Annotated in this window: 16 protein-coding genes; 2 read left to right on the top strand and 14 right to left on the bottom strand. The window is 70.2% G+C overall.

The features are described 5' to 3' along the window. Nucleotides 1–6: 6 nt before the first annotated feature. From B7K20_RS11420 to B7K20_RS11405, 4 genes are read right to left on the bottom strand one after another with little or no spacing between them, the layout of a single operon-like run. The gene (locus B7K20_RS11420) at nt 7–345 is read right to left on the bottom strand and encodes a non-heme iron oxygenase ferredoxin subunit (protein ID WP_084102654.1); all 339 of its coding nucleotides are present in this window, start codon (nt 343–345) and stop codon (nt 7–9) included. Next, on the bottom strand, nt 342–1,544 hold the full coding sequence (sufD, locus tag B7K20_RS11415) for a Fe-S cluster assembly protein SufD (protein ID WP_234985815.1): 1,203 nt from the start codon (nt 1,542–1,544) through the stop codon (nt 342–344). The genes B7K20_RS11420 and sufD overlap by 4 nt, the downstream gene beginning before the upstream one ends. Beyond that, nucleotides 1,541–2,977, bottom strand: coding sequence for a Fe-S cluster assembly protein SufB (gene sufB, locus B7K20_RS11410; protein WP_084102694.1), 1,437 nt, complete (start codon nt 2,975–2,977; stop codon nt 1,541–1,543). The genes sufD and sufB overlap by 4 nt, the downstream gene beginning before the upstream one ends. Nucleotides 2,978–2,979: 2 nt before the next feature. Further along, nucleotides 2,980–3,630, bottom strand: coding sequence for a metalloregulator ArsR/SmtB family transcription factor (locus B7K20_RS11405; protein WP_084102652.1), 651 nt, complete (start codon nt 3,628–3,630; stop codon nt 2,980–2,982). A 243-nt stretch (nt 3,631–3,873) separates the two neighbouring features. Here B7K20_RS11405 and B7K20_RS11400 point away from each other — a divergent pair, with 243 nt between their 5' ends. Then, complete coding sequence (locus B7K20_RS11400) at nt 3,874–4,797, top strand: heme A synthase (protein ID WP_084102651.1); 924 nt, start codon at nt 3,874–3,876, stop codon at nt 4,795–4,797. After that, nucleotides 4,794–6,026, top strand: coding sequence for a threonine ammonia-lyase (gene ilvA, locus B7K20_RS11395; protein ID WP_084102650.1), 1,233 nt, complete (start codon nt 4,794–4,796; stop codon nt 6,024–6,026). The genes B7K20_RS11400 and ilvA overlap by 4 nt, the downstream gene beginning before the upstream one ends. Here the strand turns inward: ilvA and B7K20_RS11390 are convergent. Genes B7K20_RS11390 through B7K20_RS13100 form a run of 10 tightly spaced genes read right to left on the bottom strand, consistent with a single transcriptional unit; the run spans nt 6,016 to nt 16,063 of the window. Next, a complete protein-coding gene (locus B7K20_RS11390) occupies nt 6,016–6,654 on the bottom strand; it encodes an NUDIX hydrolase (protein ID WP_084102649.1) in 639 nt (212 codons plus the stop codon). The two genes, ilvA and B7K20_RS11390, sit on opposite strands and share 11 nt — an antisense overlap. Before the next feature lie 6 nt (nt 6,655–6,660). Beyond that, complete coding sequence (locus tag B7K20_RS11385) at nt 6,661–8,349, bottom strand: CTP synthase (RefSeq protein ID WP_084102648.1); 1,689 nt, start codon at nt 8,347–8,349, stop codon at nt 6,661–6,663. A 51-nt stretch (nt 8,350–8,400) separates the two neighbouring features. Next, on the bottom strand, nt 8,401–9,324 hold the full coding sequence (locus B7K20_RS11380) for a copper transporter (RefSeq protein ID WP_159449403.1): 924 nt from the start codon (nt 9,322–9,324) through the stop codon (nt 8,401–8,403). Continuing rightward, nucleotides 9,324–10,478, bottom strand: a complete 1,155-nt coding sequence (gene steA / locus B7K20_RS12985) for a putative cytokinetic ring protein SteA (RefSeq protein WP_144018661.1) — start codon at nt 10,476–10,478, stop codon at nt 9,324–9,326. Before steA ends, B7K20_RS11380 begins: the two co-directional genes overlap by 1 nt. 4 nt (nt 10,479–10,482) lie before the next feature. Further along, the gene (recN, locus tag B7K20_RS11375) at nt 10,483–12,174 is read right to left on the bottom strand and encodes a DNA repair protein RecN (RefSeq protein WP_084102646.1); all 1,692 of its coding nucleotides are present in this window, start codon (nt 12,172–12,174) and stop codon (nt 10,483–10,485) included. A 1-nt stretch (nt 12,175) separates the two neighbouring features. Then, nucleotides 12,176–13,129, bottom strand: a complete 954-nt coding sequence (locus B7K20_RS11370) for an NAD kinase (RefSeq protein ID WP_084102645.1) — start codon at nt 13,127–13,129, stop codon at nt 12,176–12,178. Further along, nucleotides 13,126–13,956 (bottom strand): TlyA family RNA methyltransferase, encoded by an 831-nt coding sequence (locus B7K20_RS11365; protein WP_084102644.1) that lies wholly within the window; start codon nt 13,954–13,956, stop codon nt 13,126–13,128. Before B7K20_RS11365 ends, B7K20_RS11370 begins: the two co-directional genes overlap by 4 nt. After that, complete coding sequence (locus B7K20_RS13105; RefSeq protein WP_159449402.1) at nt 13,957–14,127, bottom strand: hypothetical protein; 171 nt, start codon at nt 14,125–14,127, stop codon at nt 13,957–13,959. Between the two features lie 2 nt (nt 14,128–14,129). After that, on the bottom strand, nt 14,130–15,137 hold the full coding sequence (locus B7K20_RS11360) for an HAD-IIA family hydrolase (RefSeq protein ID WP_084102643.1): 1,008 nt from the start codon (nt 15,135–15,137) through the stop codon (nt 14,130–14,132). Further along, nucleotides 15,134–16,063 (bottom strand): hypothetical protein, encoded by a 930-nt coding sequence (locus B7K20_RS13100; RefSeq protein WP_159449401.1) that lies wholly within the window; start codon nt 16,061–16,063, stop codon nt 15,134–15,136. Before B7K20_RS13100 ends, B7K20_RS11360 begins: the two co-directional genes overlap by 4 nt. Nucleotides 16,064–16,933: the final 870 nt, after the last annotated feature.

The raw sequence follows: 16,933 nt of genomic DNA, 5'->3' as shown, positions 1-16,933 counted from the left end.
CACTTCTTAAGACGTGGGGTTGTCGACGTCCACGAGCACGCGCTCGCCGTCAACACGAACGGGATAGGTGGCCACGGGAGTGACCGCGGGCAGCTCGTCGGGCACGCCGGTGCGCACGTCGAAACGGGACCCGTGGGCCCAGCATTCGACGAAGCAGCCCTCGACGTCGCCCTCGCCCAGCGGCACCTCGCCGTGAGTGCACATGCCGCCAATGGCGTAGAAGTCGCCATCGTCGGTGCGCACCACGGCGACAGGGGTGTCCGCTCCGGACTCGAGGGTGAGGTCGACGTCCATCGCGCTACCGGGCGCGAGGTCCGTCACCATGCACGCGAGCTGCTCGCTCACGCGTGCTCCTCCGCGAGCTCCTCGTTGACGTGCTCGAGCTCGAGGTCGATCGCCTTCATGAGCGACTCCTCGACGGTCGGCACGCCGATCTCCTGGATGAGGTCGGCGAAGAAGCCGCGCACCACCAGCTTGCGGGCCTCCTCCTCGGAGATGCCACGCGAGCGCAGGTAGAACATCTGCTCGTCGTCGAAGCGACCCGTGGCGGACGCGTGACCGGCGCCGGCGATCTCGCCGGTCTCGATCTCGAGGTTCGGCACCGAGTCCGCGCGCGCGCCGTCCGTGAGGACCAGGTTGCGGTTGAGCTCGTAGGTGTCGGTCTCCTCGGCCTCCTTGCGGATCAGCACGTCGCCAATCCACACGGTACGGGCGGTCGCGCCGGCGAGCGCGCCCTTGTAGGTCACGCGCGAGGTGCAGCGCGGCACCGCGTGGTCCACGAAGAGCTGGTGCTCCTGGTGCTGACCCGAGTCGGCGAAGTACAGGCCGAAAAGGTCCACCGAGGCACCCTCGCCCGCGAAAGCCGCAGAGGTGTTCAGGCGCACGGCCTTGCCGCCGAGCGTGACGACGGAGCCGCGCAGGCGCGAGTCGCGGCCCAGGCGGGCGACGACCTCACCGGCGTGGACGGCGTCCTCATCCCACAGCTGCAGGAGAACCAGGTTGAGGCCCGCGTTGTCGGCGAGATCCACCGACACGAACTCGGAGTACGTGGCCGTGCCGCGACGCTCGATGATGACGGTCGCCTCGGACGAGGCACCCGCCTCGACCAGCAGGTGGCCGCGCACGTCCTCGCCGCGACCGGTGACGGTGATCTGGATGGGCTCGTCGACCACCGTGTTGGGGGCGATCGTGAGCGCCATGGCGCCACCCGCGTGGGCGGCGGCGACGGCCGAGGCACGGTCGCCGGGCGCACGAACGGAACGCTCGCGGGCGTCGGCCGGCGACACCTCGGTCAGCGTGACACCCTCGGGAAGGGCGGGCACGTCCCACTCAAGGTGACCGTCGGTGGCCTGGTCGGCCAGCATCGGCTTGATGTCCTTGAGCGGCGAGAAGCGCCACTCCTCCTCGCGGCCCGTGGGCACGGTGAACGCGTCCACGTCGAAGGACGTGGGACGGTCGGCGCGCGAGGCGTCGGGGGTGGGGGTGCCAAGGCCGTGCGTGTGCGCGGCGTCGGCGGTGGCTCGGGAGTGGTCAGTGACGGTCAACCGACGGATCCTTCCATCTGCAGTTCGATGAGGCGGTTCAGCTCGAGCGCGTACTCCATGGGCAGCTCGCGCGCGATGGGCTCGACGAAGCCGCGCACGATCATCGCCATGGCCTCCGTCTCATCCATGCCTCGGGACATCAGGTAGAACAGCTGGTCCTCGGACACCTTGGAGACCGAGGCCTCGTGACCCATGTGGACGTCGTCCTCGCGGACGTCGACGTAGGGGTAGGTGTCGGAGCGGCTGATCTGGTCGACGAGCAGCGCATCGCACAGCACGTTCGACTTGGAGTTCTTGGCACCCTCGAGGACCTGAACAAGGCCGCGGTACGAGGTGCGGCCGCCGCCACGGGCGACGGACTTCGACACGATCGAGCTCGAGGTGTTCGGGGCGGCGTGCACCATCTTGGCGCCGGCGTCCTGGTGCTGGCCCTCACCCGCGAAGGCGATGGACAGCGTCTCGCCGCGAGCGTGCTCGCCGAGCATGTAGATCGCCGGGTATTTCATGGTGACCTTCGAGCCGATGTTGCCGTCGACCCACTCCATGGTGGCACCCTCGGCGGCCGTGGCACGCTTGGTGACGAGGTTGTACACGTTGTTCGACCAGTTCTGGATGGTCGTGTAGCGCACACGGGCGTTCTTCTTGACGACAATCTCGACGACCGCGGAGTGCAGCGAGTCCGACGAGTAGATCGGCGCGGTGCAGCCCTCGACGTAGTGCACGTACGAGCCCTCGTCCGCGATGATCAGCGTGCGCTCGAACTGGCCCATGTTCTCCGTGTTGATACGGAAGTAGGCCTGCAGCGGGATCTCGACGTGGACGCCCGGCGGGACGTAGACGAACGAGCCGCCCGACCACACCGAGGTGTTGAGCGCGGCGAACTTGTTGTCACCCACGGGGATGACGGTGCCGAAGTACTGCTCGAACAGCTCAGGGTGCTCCTTGAGGGCGGTGTCGGTGTCCATGAAGATGACACCCTGCTCCTCGAGGTCCTCGCGGATCTGGTGGTAGACCACCTCGGACTCGTACTGCGCGGCGACGCCGGCGACCAGGCGCTGCTTCTCCGCCTCGGGGATGCCGAGCTTGTCGTACGTGGCCTTGATGTCCTCGGGCAGGTCCTCCCAGCTGGTGGCCTGCTTCTCCGTGGAGCGCACAAAGTACTTGATGTTGTCGAAGTCGATGCCGGAGAGGTCAGAGCCCCAGTGCGGCATGGGCTTCTTTTCGAACATCTTCAGGCCCTTGAGGCGCAGGTTCAACATCCACTCGGGCTCGTTCTTCAGCGCCGAGATGTTGCGCACGACGTCCTCGTCGAGGCCGCGGCGCGCGAGGGCGCCTGCGGCATCGGAGTCGTGCCATCCGTACTCGTAGCCGCCGATCGACGCGATGATCTCCTCATCGGTCGCCTGGGGGGCGTTGTCGGTAGGGGTGCTCATGGTCATCCTTCCTTGGTCGTCGCCATTGCGACGGGGATGGTCGTGGTGCACACGTGTGCTCCGCCTGCCAAGGTCGACAGGCGCTGGACGTGAACGTCGAGGAGGCGAGAGAAGACGCGAGTTTCGGCCTCGCACCATTCGGGCGCCTGCTCGGCGATGGATTGGACCGGGCAATGGCCCTGGCACAGCTGAACGGTGTAGCCGCCGGGACCGGGGCGCACCGACGTGGCGTAACCCTGGTCAGCGAGGGCCGCGGCGAGAGCCTGCACCCGTTCGTCCATGGGAGCCTCGCTGGGGACGCTGTCGCGAACGGACGCCTCCAACTGGGCGAGCTTGCCCTCGACGAATTCGTCGAGGTTCCCGTGCTCGCGCATGAAGGTCACCGCGTCCACCGCGACCGCAGAGTAGGCGGTCGTGAGCGATCGCTGACCCTCTGTCGTGGCGACATAGGACTTGGCGGGACGGCCGCGGCCGCGCACATGCGTGCCCGGCTGATCCTGTTCCGCGATCAGCCCGTCGTCGACGAGCGCACCCAGGTGGCGGCGCACCCCCGCGGGGGTGACGCCGAGCTCCTCGGCGAGCCATGCGGCGGTAATGGGACCGGCCGAGGCGATGAGACCTAGCACCCGGTCACGAGTGGTGTCAGATGCCACGTCACTCTCCTTCCGCTGTGGGGTGGGCTGAGCCCAGCCGTTTCAGGAAACATTGTTGTTGCTCAAATACTTCCTTGCAAGCAAGGGAACCCTTACCTGAGTGTTGCGAAAATGGCCGACGCCGTGGCCGGCTCTCGGCGCCAGGTCCGCCTTTGTGGGGACCACCCTGGTACAACGCGCGGCGGGTGAGCCGGGGTTCCCCGGCGGCCACGGCATCGGGCATTCGCCAACTACCATGGAGCGGTGCCGAACCGCCTGCTGACCGCCCTTCGCCGCGCCCTCACTGTCGTCCTGGACTGGATCACACGCCACGCGCGCGGCTTCACGATCGCGAATATCTTCACTCAGGCGGGCATCATCGTCACCGGTGGCGTGGTGCGCCTCACCGGCTCGGGCCTGGGCTGCTCCACCTGGCCGCAGTGCGAGCCCGGTAGCTTCACCCCCGAGTTCCACCCGGAACAGTGGTTCCACCCCGCCGTCGAGTTCGGCAACCGGACCCTGACATTCGTGCTCGCCATCGTGGCGCTGGGGCTCGCGATCGGGGTGTGGCGCTCGCGCCCCGACCTCAAGTGGTGGGCGCTCGTCCCCGGCGTCGGGATCATCCTGCAGGCCGTCGTGGGCGGCATCACGGTGCTGGTCGAGCTGCACCCGCTGGTGGTGGCACCGCACCTGCTGCTGTCGACCGCACTCGTGTGGTTCTCGGTGTGGCTCGCCCTCGAGTTCCGCCGCGCGCCGCGCCGCGCGGGAAGCTCCGTGATCTGGCACCAGCGCCTCATCGCGCTCGACGTCGCCGTGATCCTGTTCCTCGGCGCGCTCACCACCGGCGCGGGCCCGCACTCTGGGGACGCGGAGGCGACCGAGCGCCTCGCTCTCGATCCCGAACTGATCGCTCGTGCCCACGCCGCGTCGGTGTGGATCTTCATCGCGCTGTTCGCCGCACTGGTATGGCGCGTGCGCCGCGACCGCAGCGCGGCAGAGCGCGACGAGGTCCGCAAGGCGTGGGCGGTACTCGCCCTCGTCACGCTCGCGCAGGGCCTCATCGGCTACATCCAGTACTTCACGGGGCTGCCGGAGGTCCTGGTGGCACTCCACCTCGTCGGGCTGGGCGCTTTCGCCGCGGCGCACTCCGCGAGCCACTACCTCCTCAAGACGGGAACGCGCGCATGAGCGATCACGACGTCACCCTCGCCCACATCGAGGCCGCCGCGGCGGCGCTCGCGGGCGTCGCTCAGCACACGCCCATCGATCATGCCTCGTACCTCAGCGATCTCACGGGCGTGCCGACGTACATGAAGCTGGAGAATCTCCAGCGCACCGGGTCGTTCAAGCTCCGTGGTGCCACCTATCGCCTGTCACGGCTGTCCGCCGAGGAGCGTTCCCGCGGCGTCGTCGCGGCGTCCGCAGGCAACCACGCCCAGGGAGTGGCGTTTGCGGCGAAGCAGCTGGGCATCGAGGCGACCATCTACATGCCGCTTGGAGCGCCCGTTCCCAAGCTGCTCGCGACCAAGGGCTACGGCGCCACCGTCATCACCGATGGCGCCACCGTGGACGACTGCCTCGAGCTGGCGCTCGCGCACGCGGAGCGCACCGGCGCCGTGATGATCCACCCCTTCGACCATGCCGACGTGATCGCGGGCCAGGGCACCATCGGGCTCGAGATCGTCGCCGACGTGCCCGACGTGCAGACGGTCATCGTCCCGATCGGCGGCGGCGGCCTCATCGCCGGAATCGCCGTTGCGGTGAAGTCCTGGGCCAAGGCTCAGGGCCGCGAGATCCGCGTGGTCGGCGTCCAGGCCGCGCAATCCGCCTCGTACCCGCCGTCCCTCGTCGCGGGGCATCCCGTCGCCATCGAGCGCCGTGCCACCATCGCGGACGGCATCGCCGTCGCGCGCCCCGGCGTCCACACCTTCCCCCTCATCCGCGACCTGGTCGACGAGATCGTCACCGTCGACGAGGACGACATCGCGCGCGCCGTCCTGACCATCCTGGAGCGCACCAAGCTGGTGGTCGAGCCAGCGGGCGCCGTCGCGGTCGCCGCGATCCTCGCGGGGCTCGTGACCCCCACCGGGCCCACCGTGGCGCTGCTGTCGGGCGGCAACATCGACCCGCTTCTGCTCCAGCGCATCGTGGGCCAGGGCCTGGTCGCCTCCGGGCGCTACATGACGCTGCGCATTCCGCTGCCGGACCGCCCCGGACAGCTCGCTCAGGTCAGCGACCTGCTTGCGCGGGTGGGCGCCAACGTCATCGAGGTGCTTCACACCCGCCACGATCTGGGGCTGACGGTGACCGACGTGGTGCTGCAGATCAGCGTCGAGACGCGCGGCCCCAACCATCAGGGCGACGTGCTGCAGGCTCTACGTGAGGCGGGCTTCGCCCCTGAGGTCGTCAGTTCCTGACGAGCCGCGTCGCCTCCGGACGCTGCCACGGCGCATCGGCCGGCCGAAGCGAGCTGAAGCTGTCGCGTGAGGCACGGTCGGCGGCCAGCAACCCCACGGCGGCCGACGACGCGTGGACGCGACCGTCGAGAACTGCCGCCACGGCATCGGCCAGCGGCACCCAGGCGCCGACCATGTCGGCCTCCTCGTCCTCGCGGGTGTGGCGCTCGGACTCGGGCACCGCGGCCAGGCCCCGCGCGAGGAACACTCGCACCGCCTCGGAGCTGCCTCCCCCGGAGGGGTAGTAGTCCACGAGCGTGTGCCAGGTGGCCGCGGTGAGATCGGCCTCCTCGTGCAGCTCACGCGCGGCGGCGTCCACGGGGCTCTCCCCCGCCATGTCGAGCAGGCCGGCAGGCGGCTCCCAGCACTCGGCACCCACGGGGTGGCGGTACTGACGCACCAGGTACACGCGTCCGTCATCGTCGAGCGCGACGATGACCACGGCGCCCGTGTGACGCACGTAGTCACGCGTCACCACACGGCCGTCGCCTAGGTCGACCTCGTCGCTCGCGACGTCCCAGACCTTGCCTGCGAACCGCTCATGCGTGGCGGTGACGCGGCGAGGCCCGGGGACGTCGGCGAGTGACATGCAGGCTTAGGCCGTCGCGACCGGGGCCGCGACCTCGGCGCCGCGCTGGCGCTCGAGGGCCGCACCCACGAGGCCCGCGAACAGCGGGTGTGCCTTGGTGGGACGCGACAGGAACTCGGGGTGAGCCTGCGTCGAGATGTAGTACGGGTGCACGTCGCGCGGGAGCTCCACGAACTCGACGAGCTCGCGGTCGGGCGACTCGCCCGAGACGACCAGGCCGGCCTCCTCGAGCTGCGCGCGGTACTTGTTGTTGACCTCGTAGCGGTGACGGTGGCGCTCGCCCACGGTGGTGGTGCCGTAGGTCTCGGCCGCGACGGAGCCCTCCTTGAGGACCGCCTGGTACTCGCCCAGACGCATGGTGCCGCCCAGGTCTCCCTGGCCGTCGACGATCGCGAGTTGCTCCTCCATCGTCGCGACGACGGGGTACTGCGTGTCGGGGTCGAACTCGGAGCTCGAGGCACCCTCGAGACCCACCACGTTGCGCGCGTACTCCATGACCATGGTCTGCAGGCCGAGGCAGATGCCGAGCGTGGGCACCTTGTTCTCGCGGGCCCAGCGCAGCGCGCCGATCTTGCCGTCCACGCCGCGCACGCCGAATCCACCGGGCACCAACACCGCGTCGACGCCGCCCAGAGCGCGCTCGGCGTCCTCGGGGCTCTGGCAGGTGTCGGAGGCGACCCAGCGCAGCTTGACGCGCGTCTTGTGGTGGAAGCCGCCGGCGCGCAGCGCCTCGCTCACCGACAGGTAGGCGTCGGGCAGGTCGATGTACTTGCCGACCAGAGCGACCTCGACCTCGTCCTTGGGACGGTGCACGCGCGTGAGCAGGTCATCCCACGCGCCCCACTCCACATCGTGGAAGGGCAGGTTGAGGCGGCGCACCACGTAGGCGTCGAGGCCCTCCGAGTGCAGCACCTTGGGGATGTCGTAGATCGACGGGGCGTCAACGGCGTTGACGACGGCGTCGGGCTCGACGTCACACATGAGCGCGACCTTCGCCTTGACCGACGCGGGCACCTCGCGGTCCGAGCGCAGCACGAGTGCGTCGGGCTGGATACCGATCGAGCGCAGCGCGGCCACCGAGTGCTGGGTGGGCTTGGTCTTCTGCTCGCCCGAGGGGCCGATGTACGGCACCAGGGAGATGTGGAGGAAGAACACGTGGTCGCGGCCCACGTCGTGGCGCACCTGACGGGCGGCCTCGAGGAACGGCTGCGACTCGATGTCGCCCACGGTGCCACCCACCTCGGTGATGATGACGTCGCAGTCGGGACCCGCCTGATCGCGCATGCGGCGCTTGATCTCGTCGGTGATGTGAGGAATGACCTGGACGGTGTCGCCCAGGTACTCGCCGCGGCGCTCCTTGGCGATGACCTGCGAGTACACCTGGCCGGTCGTGACGTTCGACGAGGCGCCCAGCTGGACGTCGAGGAAGCGCTCGTAGTGGCCGATGTCGAGGTCCGTCTCCGCGCCGTCGTCGGTCACGAAGACCTCGCCGTGCTGGAACGGGTTCATGGTGCCCGGGTCCACGTTGAGATACGGGTCAAGCTTCTGCATGGTAACGCGCAGGCCGCGCGAGCGCAGAAGGCGGCCGAGCGACGATGCGCTGAGGCCCTTACCGAGAGACGAGACGACGCCTCCGGTGACGAAGATGTGCCGTGTGACGTGGTCCGTGCCGGACGAGATTCGAGTTCGCTCCACGGGCTTCAACTCTAACACCGAACGGGCCTCGCGCGCGCCCCGACACCCGCGCTAGGGCAGCATGCTCCGTCCGTCGCCGGGCCCGTAGGTCGCCACCTCACCCGCGATATTCTGCGCGAGCGCGAGCGGCGTGGTGATGCGTCCGTAATAGTCGAGCCCCGTCACTACAGTCGTGACCAGGGCCGATGCTGTGGGCGAGTTCCGTACCGCGCTCGGCACGTCTCCCTCGTGGTCGACGCCCGAGGCGACCGCGACGCCCTGTGCGTAGTCGGCGAGCACTCCCGCGACGTCCGCGTAGGCGACCGACGCCGTGGTCCGGTCTTCGACGTCGTCGGCGCCCGTACCGGCCGCCATCACGACGCCAGTCACGTCTCCCGTGACGGAGCCGCTGATCATCTCGGACTCCGTGAGGAGTTCGAGCAACAGGCCCGCACGCTCGCCCGCGTCGCCGTCGTCGTCGGCGGCAGGGCCTGCCCCCGGCATCAGCGCCTGCGCCAGCGCGTGGCCCAGGACGATGTTGGGCGCGGCGTCGGTGTCGACTCCCACGAGGTTGGGCGCGAGAGTCGATGCCAGCGAGTTGCGGAAGGCCGCCTGAGCCGGGTCGGTCCAAGCCTCGCCGAGCGTCACCTGGCCCGCGACGGCGGCGCCGGACTGCACCAGGCGCTCGCCCAGAGCGGCGACGTCGGCCTCGGCGGGCTCTCCCACCGAGATCACTGCGACGGAGGTTCCCTCGAGCGCTCCGGGCAGGAGCCCGGCGGCAGTCTCGTCGGCGTACTGCTCCCCCGCGAGAGCCTCGTCGCGCTGTCCGGCGATCTCGTCATCGGCCGCGGCGAGATCCTCCTCGAGCGTCGCGATGCGCTCGTCCTGTTCGCCCACGAGCGCGGTGCGCATGGGGCCCGAGCCCAGCACCACGCCGATGGCGAGCGCAAGGAACACCGCCGTCAGGGACACCACGTGGTAGCGGAAGTCCTTCATCAGCCCACTCCGATCCACGAGGTGAGCGCGGTCCACCCGTCCCCGACCCATGCTCGACCACCAGGGGTGACCCAGATGGCCGCCCCCAGCGCGGCGAAGGCCGCGGCGACCAGGGCTATCAGGGACCATGCGCTGAAGCGGTGTCGATAGACGAGGGCAAGGGTGGTCGCGTCGACAAGCGAACCGCCGGCGCTGAGGCGCGCGAGGAACGTTCCGGCGGTGTCGCCCTGAGGCGCCTCGAGGAAGTCCATCAAGCGGGCGTCCACGCCGACCGTGACGATCACCTCGGCGCCGCCGGCGTGAGCGATCAGGATCGCGAGGTCCACGGCCGACAGCCCGGACTCCGCCTGCGTGTGGTCGATGCCGAGCGCCTCGGCGCGGGCGCGTCCACCGTCACCGCCGCGCGGCGAGTGGACCACGGCGTGGGAGGCGGCGCTGAGCGCACCCTCCCCCATCGTCTCGAGGTCTCCCACCAGCACGGTGGCGGCCGGACCCAGGTCAAGTGCGGCATCGGCCGCCTGATCGACGGCGATCACCACGGGACGGACGTCGCGCAGATAGCGCCGGATCTCGCGCAACTGCTCGCGATGGCGATAGCCAGGGGCGACCACCACGACGTGGCGCCCGGTGAGGTCCACTCCGATGGCCGGCAGTCCCTGGCCCTCAAGGAGCACGTCGCCCTCGTGGAGCACCTGCTCCATGGCGTTCGCGGTGAACATCTGGAGCTGCACGCGCATGCCGTCGGCGGCGCCTCGCATTGCCTCGACCAGGGCGTCGGCGTCCAGCACGGTGCCGGATGCCACCACGGTATCCGCGACGGCGATGTCGCCCCCGGTGATGGTGGCGGTGGCGCCGTCCTTGAGGTCCAGCACGGAGGGTCCGGCGGCATCGATCAGCGGAATTCCGGCGTCGAGCAGGACGCGCGGACCGCCAGCGGGATAGCGGCCGGAGATGGACGGGCGGGCGTTGACGACGGCGGCTGGCTGCGCCGAGACCAAGGCCTCGGCGGAACGCTGATCGAGGTCCATGACGTCGACCACCGCGATGTCGCCCTTGCGCAGATGACGCATGAGGGCGGTAACGGTGTGATCGACGCGCACGGGTCCGACGATGGTGCCGTCGCCCGCGCCACCCTTCGACACGGTACGACTCATGGCCTCATCGTGCCACGCGGGATGCCTCCAACAGCTCAAGCGCGTGGGCGCGTGCGGCAGATGACTCCTCTTGGCCCGACAGCAGCCGCGCGATCTCTTCCACGCGGGCGTCCCCGTCGACGCGTGAGACCTGCGCGCGGGTGACCGCCCCATCGGTGGTCTTCGCCACGACCACGTGAGCGTCGGCGAAGGCGGCGACCTGGGCGAGGTGGGTGACGACGATCACCTGGTGGGTGCGGGCCAGCTCGGCAAGGCGGTTGCCCACCGCGATCGCCGCCTTGCCTCCCACGCCCGCGTCGACCTCGTCGAACACGAAGGTGCGCGGTTCGTCGGCGCCGTGAGCGGCGAGCGACACCTCGAGCGCAAGCATGATGCGCGACAGCTCGCCTCCCGAGGCGGCATCGGCGATGGGCCGGTGCGGCGCGCCGGGATGCGAGGCGAGAGTGAAGGCGATCGCGTCAGCGCCGTGTGCCGCCGGGTCGGCGGGCGTGACGTCGATACGCACGGAGGCGTCGGGCATCGCGAGGCGGCCCAGTTCCGCGTCGACGGCGCTCGCGAGGGACCCGGCCACGGCGGTGCGAGAGTCATGGAGGGCCGCGGCGGCGTCGTCGAGCGCGGCGCGCGCCCGGCGCGCCGCGTCGCGGCGCGCGTCCAGGGTCGCGTCCCAGTCGTCGTCGGCGGCCACGCGGGGGCGCGCGCGCTCGGCGTAAGCCAGCACTCCGTCGAGGTCGGGTACTCCGAGGCGCCGCATGAGTCCCGCGAGGTCCGAGCGGCGCGCGTGGATCTCGTCGAGCCGCGCGGGGTCCGCGTCCAGCCCGTCCAGGTAGGACGCCAGTTCCGTCGCCACGTCTGACGCCCCGTACGAGAAGTCCGCGAGGCGCCGCTCGTAGTCCGCGAGGCGGTCGTCGTGACGGGCCGCATCGGCGAGCGCGCGGCGTGCCGATTCGATGGCGGCGACGACGGTGAACTCCTGGTCGCCGGCGATCAGTTCGTGGGCTCCGGCCGCGCCGGTGCGGACAGCCTCGGCATTCTCGAGCACGCGCACCTCCGCCTCGAGCTGCGCGTCCTCGCCCGGCTCGGGCCCGAGGGCGTCCACCGCCGCGAGGTCGTCGCGCAGCCGCGCCACCTCCGCGCGCTCGGCCTCGGCACCCTCCTCCATGGCGGCCAGGGCAGCCGAAGCCTCGGTCCAGTCCTGCCATGCCTCGCGATACGCGGCGAGCACGCCGCGATGCGAGACATCGCCGTGCGCGTCCAAGGTGTCGCGCTGGCGTGCGCTCGAGCGCAGACGCACCTGATCCGACTGGCCGTGCACGGTCACCAGGTCGCCCGCGATGTCCGCCAGGAGCGACTGCGGCACGGTGCGTCCACCGATCACGGTGCGCGAGCGGGTCGTGGCGCCGACGGTGCGGGCCACGATGACGGTGCCGTCCTCCTCGAGCCTCACGGCCGCGTCCTCGAGCTGAGCGGCGGCGTCGGAGGCCGGCGGGATGTCGAGGATCGCCTCCGCGAGGGCCGCGTCGGCACCGGATCGCACGGTGGCCGGCACGGTCTTGGCGCCCAGGATGAGCCCCAGGCCGGTCAGCACCATCGTCTTGCCCGCGCCCGTCTCGCCGGTGACGCAGGTCAGGCCCGGCCCCAGCTCGATGCGCGCCGACTCGATGACGCCGAGGTCGGCAATGCTCAGCTCATGCAGCACGTCAGGCGTCCTCGCCGGCGGCCTCGACACCGTCGAACGGCGGAACTAGGTCCTGGAGGGCATGGCGGGTGGCCCGTCCGTGCACGCCGATCTCATGGCCGATGGGCGTGGTCTGCCCTCGCTCGCCGCGCCAGCCATTGGTGGGCAGGTTGAACTTCTGTACAAGGCGCTCGGTGAAGGGCGCCGCGGACATGCGCGCCAGGCGCACGATCTCGTGGCCGCGACGCACCTCGAGCCTGCTGCCGGGCGGCATCGCGAGCGAACGCGCGCCGTCGAGCACCACCTGGCCGTCCGCCTCCGATGAAGCCACCACTTCAAGCGTGAACACCGAATCGGGCCCCACCACCAGCGGTCGCGCGAAGAGCGCGTGGGCGGCGAGGGGCACCATCAGCAGCGCGTCGACGTTGGGCCAGATCACGGGACCACCCGCGGAGAACGCGTGCGCCGTGGAGCCCGTCGCCGTCGCGATCACCACGCCGTCGCAACCGAATGAGGACAGCGGACGCGAATCGACCGCGACCGCGACCTCGAGGGTGCGCAGGCGGTTGACGCGTTCGAGCGTGGCCTCATTGAGCGCCCACCCGGACTCGACGGAACCGTCGGGGCGCCGCACGGTGGCGCTGAGGGTGCGGCGTTCCTCGATCGTGTAGTCGCCGCGCGCGAGCCGGTCGGCCGCCGCCACCACGTCATCGCGCTCAAGTTCGGCCAGGAACCCCACGCGTCCCAGGTTCACCCCGAGCAGCGGGATGCCCGTGCCGTGCGTCAGGTGGGCGGCGTGCAGCATGGTGCCGTCGCCACCGAGCACGATGGCCGCCTCGACATCGTCACGTGGCACGGCGCTGAGCGAAGTGCAGACCGCGATGCCCGCATCCTCGAGAGCGCGCGCGACCTCCGCGCCCGCCTCGAGCGTCTGCGCACGGTGCGGGTTAGAGACGATCAGGATCGTGCGGCTCATACGGCGAGGGCCTCCTCCTCGATGCGGTCGCTGAGCGCACCGCCCGTGAGCACGGGACGGCCGCTTCTGTCGGGCTGCTGCCCCCTAGCCTGCCATGCTCCCGAGCCCCACACGAAGAACTCCACATTGCCCTCGGGCCCCGGCAGGGCGCTGCGGGCAACCTCGTGAATGACCAGGCCCGATGCCTCCATCGCCGCGGCCACGCCGGTCACCGCCCGGGCGCGGTCGCGCGGGTCGGCGACCACACCTCGTCCGGTCAGCGCACGGCGACCCAACTCAAACTGAGGCTTGACCATCAACAGAAAATCCGCATCGGCCGCCGCGAAATCCACCAAGGCAGGGATCACGATCGGCAACGAGATGAACGACAGGTCGGAGACCACGAGCGCGACGCCCGCACCCTCGTCATCCGCGCTCAGGTAGCGCACGTTCAGCCCCTCGACGTGGGTGACGTGGGGGTCCTCACGCACGCTCGGAGCGAGCTGGTCGTGGCCCACATCGACCGCGCGCACGTGTGCGGCGCCGTGCTCGAGGAGCACCTGCGTGAACCCACCCGTGGACGCGCCAGCGTCGAGCGCATAGGTTCCCTGCACCGTCAGCCCCAGGGGCATGCAGCGCTCGAGCGCGCCGACCAATTTGTGCGCCGCACGCGACACGTACCGGGCCGCGTCGCCCGTCACCACGATGTCCGCGCTGTCGCTGACGTCCAGGGACGGCTTCGAGACGGCGCGTCCGTCGACGGTGACCGCGCCGGCGGCGATCAGTTCTTGAGCGTGGGAGCGCGACCGGGCCAAAGCACGCTCGGCGAGCGCGCGGTCAAGTCGCATCTACTGGTCGTCGCGCAGGCGGTTCGACAGCGACGTCTGGATCCGCTCGAAGTACTCGGCCTGCTGATCCAGGTCCTCGGGTACCTCGGTCACCGCCTGCAGCGCGGCCTTCACCTCGGCGGGGTAGTCGACCTCGCCCAGCGGCTCGCGGTGCTCGTTAATCTCGCCCATGGTCATGAGGCTACTCCGATGCGGTCCACACCCTCAATACTCACGGTCTCTCCGGCGTCTGCGGCCTCCCACGCCGCTGCGCACGCCGCGCGCAGACGGTCCAACTCGTCGTCACCGTGCACCATGAGGCGTCCGTCCACGACGCGGGCCGATGCCTCACGCACCTTCCAGCGGTCGCCGTCCCGCTTGGGGGCCGGGTGGGGGTGGGCAAGGCAGCCCAGGTCACGGCCGATGTACGACGGACGCTGGTCCGCGGGCGCGAGAATGGCGTCGCGCCCATCGTTGACACCAGTGAGGACCATCAGTCCCGGGATGCCGGCGGCGTTGCCGCCCTTGAGGTCGGTGTCGAGGCGGTCGCCGATCACCATCGGGCGCGCCGATTCGGCCTGCTTGGCCGCGAGTCGGAACATCTCCGGCTCGGGTTTCCCCGCGCTCGGCGGCTCCACGCCGGTGGCGGTGACCACCACATTGACGAGCGCGCCGTTGCCCGGCGCGGTGCCCCGATGATTGGGAATGGTGAGATCGCGGTTCGAGGCGAAGAACTTCGCGCCCGCCGTGATCGCGTAAGACGCCTCGGCGAAGTCGTTCCACGACACCTCAGGGTGGAATCCTTGCACCACCGCAGCGGGCGTCGGGTCGGCCGAGTCCACGAGCGTCATACCCACCTCGGTCAGCGCGGTGCGGAGACCCTGGCCTCCAACCACCAAGATGGGCGAGCCCGCGGGAAGTTCCTCGGCGACCATGCGGGCCACCGCCTGCGCCGCGGTCAGCACCTCGTGGGTCTCGGTGGGCATGCCCAACTCCGTGAGGTGCGAGGCGACCGTCCCGGGCTCGCGGCTGGCGTTGTTGGTCACAAACACGATGCGCATGCCAGCGGCGCGCGCCGCGGCGAGACCCGCCGGCGCCGTCGGGATGGCGTGAGGCCCACGGTAGGCGACGCCGTCAAGGTCAACGAGCGCTGCATCGTGCGCCTCGAATAGCGGGACGTCGGTGCCGAGCAGGCCGCTCACGCGCGCTCCTCCCCCGCGTCGGAGCCGTCGCCGTCGCTGTCCTCGGCGTCGACGTCCTCGACCTCGACCTCGAGGTCGGGTTCGGGCTCAGCCTCAGCCTCAGCCTCAGCCTCAGCCTCAGCCTCAGCCTCAGCCTCAGCCTCAGCCTCAGCCTCATCGTCGTCCAGGTAGTCGTCTTCCTCTGGCTCGGGAAGCTCTGCGACGTCATACAGGGTGATCTCGTCCGCCCACGGGTCCTCGACGGGCGCGGGAACGGGAAGCGTCCCGGACAGTACGTCGGCCTCGTCGGTGCGGCCGAGCGCGCGCAGCGCCTCGACCCGCGCGCCCGCGATGCGGACCGCGAGGTCGGGGTCCTTCGTCTCAAGGCGACCGAGCATCACCAAGGCGGCCTCGGCGTCACCCATGTCAACGCGCGCACCGGCCACCACGATGTCCAACTCCACTCGCGTGTGCGGGTCGAGTTGAGCGGCCTCGGGCTCGCGTGCGAGCGCGATAGCGCGCTCGGGCCGACCGAGACCGCGCTCGCAGTCCGCCATGAGTGGCAGGTGCTCGTGGGAGCCGTTGAGACGGCGCACTGTGCGAAGCTCACGCAGCGCTTCGGCGTAGCGACCGGTCGCGTAGGCGGTCAGTGCCGCGGCCTCGCGGACCACGTCAACGCGTCCCGCGCGCTGTGCAGCGACCTGTGCGTGCTTGTAGGCACGCTCCGGATCAATGTCCATGAGCATGCCGGCCATCACGAGGTGACGGCCCACATCCTCGGCATTGTCCTTGCTGAGGGTGCGCAGCCGTGCGCGCACAGTGCGGTCGAGCTGGCCAATCGAAATCTCTTCGGGGATCTCGGGCACCTCAATGGCGGGACGGTTGGTGCTGCGGTCGCCGCGGCGTGAGCCGTCCTCACGTTCGGTGCGACGGTCGTCGCGGCGCACCGCGTCGCGACGGAAACCGCCGCGCTCACCACCGTCACGGGAGTCGCGGTCGTAGCGCCGGTAGCCGTCGCCACCACCAGTAGGACGCGAACCTCCACGGTTGTCGCCACGGTAACCGCCGGAACGCTGACCATCCCGGTCACCCGACGGACGCCCCTGGTAGCCACCAGAGCGACGCTCACCACCGTCACGGGAGTCACGGTCGTAACGACGGTAACCGTCGCCACCACCAGTAGGACGCGAACCTCCACGGTTGTCGCCACGGTAACCGCCGGAACGCTGACCATCCCGGTCACCCGACGGACGCCCCTGGTAGCCACCAGAACGACGCTCACCACCGTCACGGGAGTCACGATTGCCCTGGTAGCCACCAGAGCGACGCTCACCGCCATCGCGGGAGTCACGGTCGTAACGCCGGTAACCGTCGCCGCCACCAGAGGGACGCGAGCCACCCCGGCTCTCACCCCGGTAACCGCCGGAACGCTGACCATCCCGGTCGCCAGAGGGACGCGAGCCACCCCGGCTCTCACCCCGGTAACCGCCGGAACGCTGACCATCCCGGTCGCCAGAGGGACGCGAGCCACCCCGGCTCTCACCCCGGTAACCGCCGGAACGCTGACCATCCCGGTCACCCGACGGACGCCCCTGGCCGCCGTCACGCTCATAGCGTCGATATCCGCCCTGCTGAGGACGGTCAGAACGCCGTGCACGGTCATCGCGGTCGCGCGGCGCGCGCTCGTCTCGCTTGTCGTCGTCAGCCATGGTGGTGGTGCTCCGTTCGGTGGGGCAGTGGGCGCCCCGGCTCGATGCAATTGTGCCTACAAATGCGAAGAGCCGCCCCATCATCGGGGCGGCTCTTCGTTGAATGAC

Origin of the sequence: Demequina sp. NBRC 110051, from assembly GCF_002090055.1 — a bacterium.
Lineage (GTDB): Bacteria > Actinomycetota > Actinomycetes > Actinomycetales > Demequinaceae > Demequina.
This window is presented reverse-complemented; position numbering and strand designations above follow the sequence as displayed.

What these genes read in the sequence shown, in the direction of transcription:
- sufB (WP_084102694.1), bottom strand. Translation starts at nt 2,977, where the DNA reads ATGAGCACCCCTACCGACAACGCCCCCCAGGCGACCGATGAGGAGATC.
- ilvA (WP_084102650.1), top strand. Translation starts at nt 4,794, where the DNA reads ATGAGCGATCACGACGTCACCCTCGCCCACATCGAGGCCGCCGCGGCG.
- B7K20_RS11390 (WP_084102649.1), bottom strand. Translation starts at nt 6,654, where the DNA reads ATGTCACTCGCCGACGTCCCCGGGCCTCGCCGCGTCACCGCCACGCAT.
- B7K20_RS11380 (WP_159449403.1), bottom strand. Translation starts at nt 9,324, where the DNA reads ATGAAGGACTTCCGCTACCACGTGGTGTCCCTGACGGCGGTGTTCCTT.
- steA (WP_144018661.1), bottom strand. Translation starts at nt 10,478, where the DNA reads ATGAGTCGTACCGTGTCGAAGGGTGGCGCGGGCGACGGCACCATCGTC.
- B7K20_RS11370 (WP_084102645.1), bottom strand. Translation starts at nt 13,129, where the DNA reads ATGAGCCGCACGATCCTGATCGTCTCTAACCCGCACCGTGCGCAGACG.
- B7K20_RS11365 (WP_084102644.1), bottom strand. Translation starts at nt 13,956, where the DNA reads ATGCGACTTGACCGCGCGCTCGCCGAGCGTGCTTTGGCCCGGTCGCGC.
- B7K20_RS13105 (WP_159449402.1), bottom strand. Translation starts at nt 14,127, where the DNA reads ATGGGCGAGATTAACGAGCACCGCGAGCCGCTGGGCGAGGTCGACTAC.